Annotated in this window: 6 protein-coding genes; 2 read left to right on the plus strand and 4 right to left on the minus strand. The window is 44.2% G+C overall.

Annotation, left to right across the window (positions count from 1 at the left end):
• Together AB4496_RS02515 and AB4496_RS02520 are read left to right on the plus strand one after the other, a co-directional pair.
• Positions 1-325, plus strand: a 325-nt coding sequence (locus tag AB4496_RS02515; RefSeq protein WP_372130554.1) for a chorismate-binding protein, incomplete at its 5' end; no start/stop codon positions are given.
• An 11-nt stretch (positions 326-336) separates the two neighbouring features.
• Entirely contained in the window at positions 337-1,956 is a 1,620-nt protein-coding gene (locus tag AB4496_RS02520; protein WP_102257356.1) for a (2,3-dihydroxybenzoyl)adenylate synthase, read from the plus strand.
• Positions 1,957-2,021: 65 nt separating this feature from the next.
• On the opposite strand, the gene AB4496_RS02525 is transcribed toward AB4496_RS02520, so the two are convergent.
• The 4 genes from AB4496_RS02525 to AB4496_RS02540 form a co-directional block, all read right to left on the minus strand.
• Positions 2,022-2,837 (minus strand): siderophore-interacting protein, encoded by an 816-nt coding sequence (locus tag AB4496_RS02525; RefSeq protein WP_009846393.1) that lies wholly within the window; start codon positions 2,835-2,837, stop codon positions 2,022-2,024.
• Positions 2,838-2,889: 52 nt separating this feature from the next.
• The gene (locus tag AB4496_RS02530; protein WP_009846392.1) at positions 2,890-3,783 is read right to left on the minus strand and encodes an isochorismatase family protein; all 894 of its coding nucleotides are present in this window, start codon (positions 3,781-3,783) and stop codon (positions 2,890-2,892) included.
• Positions 3,784-3,937: 154 nt separating this feature from the next.
• Entirely contained in the window at positions 3,938-4,279 is a 342-nt protein-coding gene (locus AB4496_RS02535) for an isochorismate lyase (protein WP_029223919.1), read from the minus strand.
• Between the two features lie 168 nt (positions 4,280-4,447).
• The coding region (locus AB4496_RS02540) for an AMP-binding protein (RefSeq protein WP_372130555.1) at positions 4,448-5,213 on the minus strand (766 nt) is incomplete at its 5' end.

Here is a 5,213-nt window from a genome sequence, read left to right on the forward strand (position 1 = left end):
GTTGGAAGTCGCTGCTGAATTACACCCTACCCCTGCAGTTTGCGGTTATCCGCGACAGAAAGCGTATGAAGCTATCCGAAAATTGGAGCAATTCGACCGAGGGTATTTTACCGGTATGGTTGGTTGGTGTGATTCAAGAGGTAATGGGGAGTGGGTGGTGACGATCCGTTGTGCTGAGGTCCAAAAACGACAAATGAAAGTTTTTGCTGGAGCAGGTATTGTTGATGAATCACATCCACAAAGCGAACTGGATGAAACTGGTGCCAAAATGAACACCATCTTAACGGCAGCAGGTATCCAACTTAAAGATATGTTGACGGCATAGGTAGACTCATAATGTCGAATGAACATATGGATTATACAGATTGGCCAACACCCCAAGCTTCTTTGTATAGAGAGCTAGGTTATTGGCAAGACAGAACTCTTTTCGATCATTTTCAGCACTCAGTTGAGCGGTGTGGTAACAACATGGCTCTTATCTGTGGTGAGCGTCAATTTAGCTATTTACAAGCCGCAGAGAGAGTGTCTCAAATGGCTTCAGGTTTTCAGTCTTTAGGGTTAATGAAGGGCGACAATGTCGTATTACAAATGACAAACGTAGCCGAATTCTATTTTTGCTACTTTGCCTTGTTACAGAAAGGTATTCGACCCGTTTTAGCTCTTCCCGCTCATCGCTTCTCAGAAGTATCTTATTTTTGCCAACACGCCAAAGCCAAAGCTTACATTGTAGATGGGAAACATACTGGCTTTAATTACCAAGCCTTAGCTAAGCAAGTGTTAGATGAAAGTAATGAATTAGAACATATAATCGTTCGCTGTGATGCTACGAACTTGGCAGATCCAAGGTTCACATCGCTTGATGATTTCACGGGGCAACCCGACGATAAACAAGAAGCAGAAGCATCTGAACTGGCATTTTTCCAATTGTCAGGTGGAACAACCGGTACGCCAAAACTGATACCTCGAACCCACAATGACTATGCTTATAGCGTGATTGGCAGTAACACTATCTGTAAGTTTACTGAAAACACTCGCTACTTATGTGCGCTGCCGGTTGCACATAATTTCCCATTAAGTTCACCGGGAGCTTTAGGGGTCTTTTTCGCTGGAGGTACGGTTGTTCTTACGCATGACCCTACTCCAAAATCAGCGTTTAAACTAATTGAAGAGCATAAAATTACCGTATCGGGCTTAGTTCCCCCACTAGCACTGCTGTGGATGGAGCAGGCTCAATCCACTACTCATGATCTTTCAAGCTTAAAATTAGTTCAAGTCGGTGGCGCTAAGTTTAGCCAAACGGCGGCTACAGACCTACCAAACAAGTTAGATTGTCAGCTTCAACAAGTCTTTGGTATGGCTGAAGGGCTAGTGAACTACACTAGATTGGATGATCCTATGGAAGTTATTGCCTCTACCCAAGGGCGCCCTATTTCACAACATGATCGGATTAAAATCGTGAATGAAGAGGGGGAGTCAGTATCCTGCGGAGAGGAAGGTTTTCTTCTCACTCAAGGTCCTTACACCATTCGCGGCTATTACCAAGCAAAAGAACACAACCGTCTTTCATTCGACCAACAAGGGTTTTATCACACTGGTGACATAGTTAAACAGACTAAGGACGGTAATATCATTGTAACAGGGCGAGATAAAGACCAGATTAACCGAGGGGGGGAAAAGATTGCAGCAGAAGAGGTCGAAAACCACCTAATTCGACACGATGGGGTTCATGATGCCGCTCTCATTGCGATACCTGACGACTACTTAGGAGAACGAAGTTGCGCTGTAATCGTTAAAGTCGAAGGGGCAGACATAAATCCCTTCAAACTAAAATATTTCCTACGTGATTGTGGCTTAGCTGATTACAAAATCCCAGATTTAATCAAATTTGTCGATTCATTGCCCAAGACACCTGTCGGCAAAGTGAATAAGAAACGCCTCCGAGAGGCGTATGCTTAAGCACCCAAAGGTACTAACAAAAACCGATCTCATGAGATCGGTTTTTGTTTTCTAAAACAGGCAAGCTAGTACTCTTCATCCATAACTTCATGGCGTTCATCATGGTATGCTTCTTCATCCTTACCTCGTTTCCAGTAAGGAATCGCATACATATCTTTTCTAGACAGCTTGTACTCTTGTTTAAGCGCTTTACGACACGCAATCACGCTTTCATTTTCACCCGCAATGAAAGCCGAAAGCGAGTGAGATCCATTAGGTGCAATTAAGCCGGAAATGGCTTTGCTCAATAGATATTGATCACTCTTTTCGTCTCTCATTAGCCACTTCAAAACCAGACCTTGCGGATGCTTAATATCATGTTTATCTGCAGCATCCTCTATCTCGATAAATACATGGCCTTGAGTGTCGGAGGGAAGGTTCTCCAAAATAGCACTAATGGCTGGTACTGCTGTTAGGTCTCCCGCAATAATATACCAATCTGCGGGTTCAATTAATGGCTCAGGCCCAGCAGGGCCTACAAGGCCAATTTGGAAACCTTGTTCTGCTTTAATCGCCCACCCACCGCCGGGAGAATCGGTTCCGTGGATCACGAAATCGATATCAAGCTCATTCACATCGGCTCGATACTTTCTGACGGTATAGGCTCGAGGCACGGGTTTATGCTCAGGCCAAATCACAGTTTCACCTTCTCGATAAGGTAACTGCAATATCCCACTCTCCCTATTGGGGAAAAACACTTTTATGTGTGTACCATTTTGATCTTCAGGGAACCCTTTTAAAGAGTCGCCCGTAACAGTCACTCGCAGTAGATGCTTTGAGATCTTCTCCTTACGAACAAAGTCCAACAACATCGGATGTAAACGCACTGGTTGATCGCTCATCAATTTACCTCTTAAGAAATTCTATAAATAATTGGCGCTAACTTGCGAGCAATTATGCTGGTACTTCTTCTGCGTGGTTCTTCAGTGTCGCTTCGATTGCTTGCCACCACTCTTGCAATGAAACCGCTTCAATGAGCTGAGCGAATGAGATATTTGCGCCCTGCTTATTCCACTTCTCTACAAGTGTCATCGCTCGCATCGAATCTAGCCCCATGAAGATTAGATTTTCATTCACATCAATCTCTTCATAAGAAACACCTAATGTTTCGGCCACGTCAGACTGCAAAACATTGAGGCTAAGAATACTCTCTTCATTTGGGTTGATTTCCGCTATAGCTTTATCGAGTGTTTTAATGCTTCCCGTTCGGCCTGATATGTAATTGAGAGTGTGGATATGGTCTTCACGCGAAAAATCCGCGATCGCATCACCGATAATAAAGGGCTGTACATCCAACATGAATGCATCCAAAGCAGTCGATAAAATGCCAATGTGCCCGTAAATACCAGAGATGATCAGCTGAGTTTTTTGATTGTCTTTCATGTAATCAAGCAATGGGGTTTTCTTAAATGCACTGTAACGCCATTTAACGTACTCAATATCATCGCTTTCTGGAGCGAGCGTTGATACGACAGGAGTATGATCGCCGTTTAGCCCCGGACCCCAAAAGTCAGTTAACAAGGCTCTATCTTTTGGGTCTTGATTTGCGGGTTGTGCGGTATATACAACCGGGATTCCCGCTTGTTTCGCTACGTGTTTTAACTGCTGAATGTTCGTTAAAATGTCCGCCATAGGTGACGAATCAGCCTCATAGTAGCTCACAAAATACTCTTGCATGTCGTGAATTAAAAGTACCGCTTTACTAGGTTCGATAGTCCAGTTCGTTCTGTTTATTGGAAACTCATGGTGTTCTGGCAAGTCGTAACTCGCTATTTTCGGTATAGTCATTTGTAATTGTCCTTAATACTCTAATCAGCACTGACGCTCTCTTCTGTCATCTGATCAATTAAATCTTTGGCGCTTAGTAGTCAAAGTGGTGATCCAACAGGAATATGTGTAACCCTCTAATACATACTCAACGGATAAGTTCAAAACACTCTTATCACGTTGCCGTATTTTCGGGTTCTTCTGCTGAAAGCCCCCTTTCGGTACGCCAATGTTTAATTTGCTGATTAATGTACCAATGGGTGATACTAGAGAATAACGTTTCGACATACTCGCTACTCATCCCGGCCTCTTCTGCCCATTTTTTTCGGTCTTCTAGCATTTCAGCGACACGCTCTGGTGCCGGAATACTCTGCTCACTGGGCTTAAATTGTGCGGCGGCTTTGACATACCCTAACCGCTTAGAAAGAATATGAACGATCTCCTTATCAAGGGTATCTATTCCGATTCGTATATCATTGAGACTTTCGCAAACTTCTGGCTTCTTTATAGATGACACGTTGATTTCCTTTAGTCTTTGTTCCCTGTAATGACCCATTGAAGAGTGTAATAATAGAAGCACCTTTCTCAGGCTCGACGACAAGTCATCCTTCTAGAGCACTCTCGATTCAATCAATAGGACGTTGTTTATCGACAATATAGAGCTACGGTAAGCAGCTCGCGTTAGTTAAACTGGCGTATTAACCCAAGGTTCACCACTTGGACCAAGCAATCGCTTTTTATCAATTTTACCTACCGCTGTTTTGGGCAGATTAGAGACAATGAGCAATTCGTCTGGCTGTTTGAAAGAAGCCATCCCTTGGTCTTTTAGGAAGGTGCGTAGCTCTTGCAAAGTTGGGGAAAGCCCCCTTTTCACGACAGCGACTCCGATCCTTTCGCCTAGATGTTTATCAGGTACCGCAACCACGGCGACCTGTGCAACATTAGGATGCATAAGTAAATGCTCTTCGATTTCATCGGTAGCAATACACTCACCAGCTCGGTTTACGACGTCCTTAATTCTGCCAGTCACAACGATATATCCCCTCTCATCAACAATGGCTCGATCTCCACTTCGGTAGAAACCATCTTGAGTAAATGAGCGTTGGTTGTGTTCCTCTGCACGGTAATACCCTCTTAAAGTGTAGGGACCGCGAGTGAGTAGTTCGCCTTCTTCACCCATTGGAACAGTGTTCCCCTCAGCATTGACTATGCGAACCTCATCCCAGCGACTTACAGGTCGACCTTGTTTCGTCGCAACCAAGGTTTCATCATCCCCTAACCGAGTACAGGCGATCAGGCCTTCTGCCATACCAAAAACTTGTTGGAGTGCGCCGGGAAAGGTTTTTTGAACATCAAGAGCATCAGAATAGGCTAGCTTCGAGCCACCGACTTGCATCAGTCTTAGGCTAGATGTATTCGCACTTTCCCATTCTTTAGCCGCATTCCATAGC

Origin of the sequence: Vibrio sp. 10N.222.46.A1 (assembly GCF_041473595.1) — a bacterium.
Taxonomy (GTDB): Bacteria; Pseudomonadota; Gammaproteobacteria; order Enterobacterales; family Vibrionaceae; genus Vibrio; species Vibrio tasmaniensis_A.